This is a genomic window from Adlercreutzia equolifaciens (assembly GCF_029076695.1).
GTDB classification, from domain to species: Bacteria; Actinomycetota; Coriobacteriia; order Coriobacteriales; family Eggerthellaceae; genus Adlercreutzia; species Adlercreutzia equolifaciens_A.
The window spans coordinates 1-301 of sequence record NZ_JARFIK010000404.1; the positions used below are offsets into that span (position 1 = coordinate 1).

Here is a 301-nt window from a genome sequence, read left to right on the forward strand (position 1 = left end):
GGCCAACAAAGGCTCGGCCTTGGGGGGCTTCGAGGCGAACACTCCCTGGGCCAATGGTGTTCTCGGCGTTGAGAAGCTGGCTAGTCGCGTCATCGTGCTGGCTTGCACCGTGCTACTGGCGGGACGCTTTGCGGACCGTGAGACGTCGGCGGCCCAGGTGGGCGCGTTGTCCACGGCAAGTCCGCTGTTCGTCGTGCTGCTTTTGGTGATTGTGGTGCTGGTAGGTGCCCTGACTTTGGTGCCGGCGCTGTCCCTGGGGCCGGTGGCCGAGTCCGTGCTGTAGAGGAGGATGCAATGAAGC

1 protein-coding gene is annotated in these 301 nt (G+C 64.5%); it reads left to right on the forward strand.

Annotated features, from left to right (window positions below):
- Nucleotides 1-283, forward strand: a 283-nt coding sequence (locus PZH32_RS12925; RefSeq protein WP_275208657.1) for a potassium-transporting ATPase subunit KdpA, incomplete at its 5' end; no start/stop codon positions are given.
- Nucleotides 284-301: the final 18 nt, after the last annotated feature.